This window comes from Melaminivora alkalimesophila (assembly GCF_000282995.1).
GTDB lineage: Bacteria > Pseudomonadota > Gammaproteobacteria > Burkholderiales > Burkholderiaceae_C > Melaminivora > Melaminivora alkalimesophila.
This window is the reverse complement of sequence record NZ_ALEE01000794.1, coordinates 1-2,958: the sequence shown is the minus strand read 5'-3', so window position 1 is coordinate 2,958 and position 2,958 is coordinate 1. Positions and strand designations below refer to the sequence as shown.

The 2,958-nt window shown below is 71.0% G+C and carries 3 protein-coding genes; all 3 read left to right on the top strand.

All coding sequences use genetic code 11. The annotated features are described in order from the left end of the window. On the top strand, window positions 1-252 hold a 252-nt coding region (locus A612_RS15360), incomplete at its 5' end, for a phosphatidate cytidylyltransferase (RefSeq protein ID WP_040437179.1). Then, the gene (locus tag A612_RS15355) at window positions 249-1,433 is read left to right on the top strand and encodes a 1-deoxy-D-xylulose-5-phosphate reductoisomerase (protein ID WP_019375324.1); all 1,185 of its coding nucleotides are present in this window, start codon (window positions 249-251) and stop codon (window positions 1,431-1,433) included. The genes A612_RS15360 and A612_RS15355, both read left to right, overlap by 4 nt. A 55-nt stretch (window positions 1,434-1,488) precedes the next feature. Beyond that, on the top strand, window positions 1,489-2,853 hold the full coding sequence (gene rseP, locus A612_RS15350; protein WP_019375323.1) for an RIP metalloprotease RseP: 1,365 nt from the start codon (window positions 1,489-1,491) through the stop codon (window positions 2,851-2,853). Window positions 2,854-2,958 lie beyond the last annotated feature (105 nt).

The following is a 2,958-nucleotide window of genomic DNA, read 5'->3' as shown; positions in this document are numbered from 1 at the left end:
CGCGGCGCCGGCGTGCGGAGCCTCTACACGCTGCTGGCCGGGCGCGGCTGGTGGCTGCTGGTGCTCGGGGCCATGTTCCTTGCCGCCATGAGCGTGGTTGGCGACCTGGTGGAGTCGCTCGTCAAGCGCAGCGCAGGCGCCAAGGACTCCAGCCGCCTGCTGCCGGGCCACGGGGGCGTGCTCGATCGCATCGACGCGCTGCTGCCCACGCTGCCGCTGGCGCTGATGCTCTCTTCCTTCGCGCAGGCATGAAACAACGCATCACGGTGCTCGGCTCCTCGGGCTCCATCGGCAAGAACACCCTGGACGTCGTGGCGCGCCATCCGGACCGCTACGAGGTCTTCGCGCTGAGCGCGGCCACCCAGGTGGAGCTGTTGCTGGCGCAGTGCGCCGCCTTCCGGCCGCGCTACGCCGTCATGGCCAGCCCCCCGCACGCGCGCGAACTGGCCGGACGGCTGCGCGAGGCGGGCCTTTCCACCGAGGTGTTGCAGCAGCCCGATGCATTGCAGGCCATCGCCTCCCACCCGGAGGCGGACGTGGTGATGGGTGCCATCGTCGGCGCGGCGGGGCTGGCGCCGTGCCTGGCGGCGGCGCGCGCCGGCAAGCGCCTGCTGCTGGCCAACAAGGAAGCGCTGGTGGTCGGCGGCGAGGTCTTCATGCGCGCCGTCAGGGAGGGTGGGGCGACGCTGCTGCCCATCGACAGCGAGCATTCCGCCATCTTCCAGAGCCTGCCTGAAGATCCGGCCTGCTGGCCGCGGCGGGTGCAGCACGTGCTGCTCACCGCCTCGGGCGGCCCGTTTCGCACGCGCGATCCGGCCACGCTGCAGGACGTGACGCCCGAGGAGGCCTGTGCCCACCCGAACTTCTCCATGGGCCGCAAGATCTCCATCGACTCCGCGACCATGATGAACAAGGCGCTGGAGGTCATCGAGGCGCGCTGGCTGTTCGATCTGGCGCCCGAGAGAATCAAGGTCGTGATCCATCCACAGCAGATCATCCACTCGATGGTGCAGTTCGTGGACTCGTCCATCATCGCGCAGCTGGGCACGCCCGACATGCGCGTGCCGATCGCCTGCGGCCTGGCCTGGCCGGAGCGCGTGGCCAGCGGCGCCGAGACGCTGGACTTCACGCGGTTGGCGGCGCTGACTTTCGAGGAGGCGGACGAGCGGCGCTTTCCCGGCCTGCACCTGTCGTGGCAGGCGCTGCGCGCCGCGCCCGGCACGACGGCCGTGCTGAACGCCGCCAACGAAGTGGCGGTGGCGGCGTTCCTCGATGGCCGCATCCGTTTCGACCAGATCCATGCGCTGAATCTTGCAACTTTGGAGGCGGTCGTGCCCTCCAAGCCCGATTGCCTGCAATCGCTGCTGGCGCTCGATGCCGAGACGCGGAGCGTGGCCGAAGGCTTGGTGGAGCGCCTCTTCGCCCTGCATTGACCCCGATCCGCGACCGCCGGCTCCCGCGCAGGGCAGCCGGAGAGTTCCTGCCACCATGCTCTTGACCCTCGTTGCCTTCATCGTTGCGCTCGGCCTGCTGATCGCCGTACACGAGTACGGCCACTATCGCGTGGCCGTCGCCTGCGGCGTGAAGGTGCTGCGGTTTTCCGTTGGCTTCGGCAAGCCGCTGCTGCGCTGGCAGCCCCAGGGCTCGCCCACCGAATTCGTCATCGGCGCCTTCCCGTTGGGCGGCTACGTGCGCATGCTCGACGAGCGCGAGGCGCCGGTGGCCGAGGAGGAGCGGCACCTGGCCTTCAACCGCCAGAGCGTGGGCAAGCGCGCCGCCATCGTGGCGGCCGGGCCGGCCGCGAACCTGCTGCTTGCCGTGCTGCTGTATGCGCTGGTCAACTGGAGCGGCGTCCAGGAGCCGCGCGCCGTGCTCGCCAGTCCGGCCGCGGGCACCGTGGCGGAACAAGCGGGGCTGCGCGGCGGCGAGCTGGTGCTCGGCCAGGCGCTGGGGAAGGGCGAGACCGAGCCGGTGCGCTCCTTCGAGGACCTGCGCTGGGCGCTGGCGCGTGGTGCGCTCGACGGGGAGGACGTGCGGCTCCTGCTGCAGCCGCGCCCGGGCGCTGCCGAGCGCGAGGTGGTGCTGCCCCTGTCGCAGGTGGACGCGCGCCGCGCGGACGCGCAGCTGTTTCGCGCCATCGGCATCGCCGCGCCCTGGACACGCCCGGTGCTGGGCGAGGTCATGGCCGGCTCGGCCGCCGAGCGTGCGGGCCTGCGCGCGGGCGACCTGGTGCTGCGGGTGGGCGCCACCGACATCACGGACGGCCCGCAGCTGCGCGAGGCCATTCGCCGCTCGGTGCAGGACGGCGCCGCGCTGACCCAACCCTGGCGCATCGAGCGCGACGGCCGTCTGCTGGAACTGGCGGTCACGCCCGAGGTGGTGGCCGGAGAGAGCGGGCCGGTCGGGCGCATCGGCGCCTACGTGGGCGAGCCGCCAGAGATGGTGCTGGTGCGCCACGGGCCGGTCGAGGGCCTGGTCAAGGGCGTGGAGCGCACCTGGCAGGTCTCGGCGCTCACCCTGCGCATGATGGGTCGCATGGTCATCGGCCAGGCCTCGATCAAGAACCTGAGCGGGCCGCTGACGATCGCCGACTACGCGGGGCGCTCGGCCAGCCTGGGCCTGGTGCAGTACCTGGGCTTTCTGGCGCTGATCAGCGTCAGCCTGGGGGTGCTGAACCTGTTGCCGCTGCCGGTCCTCGATGGCGGGCACCTGATGTATTATCTTTGGGAGGGACTGACCGGGCGGGGCGTCTCCGAGGCCTGGATGGAGCGCCTGCAGCGCGGCGGCGTCGCGTTGCTGTTTGCGATGATGTCCATTGCCCTGTTCAACGACTTCACCCGGCTCTTTGGCTAATCCGTGCCGCAGCTGCCCACCCAGCGCCGGCCAAGGCTTCACTTCTTCTCCTCACTCATGAGAAAAACAACCAATCGCCTGGGCGTGCGCGCGGCTGCGGCTGGC

Coding starts and splice junctions, on each gene's coding strand:
- A612_RS15355 (WP_019375324.1), top strand. CDS start 249: ATGAAACAACGCATCACGGTGCTCGGCTCCTCGGGCTCCATCGGCAAG.
- rseP (WP_019375323.1), top strand. CDS start 1,489: ATGCTCTTGACCCTCGTTGCCTTCATCGTTGCGCTCGGCCTGCTGATC.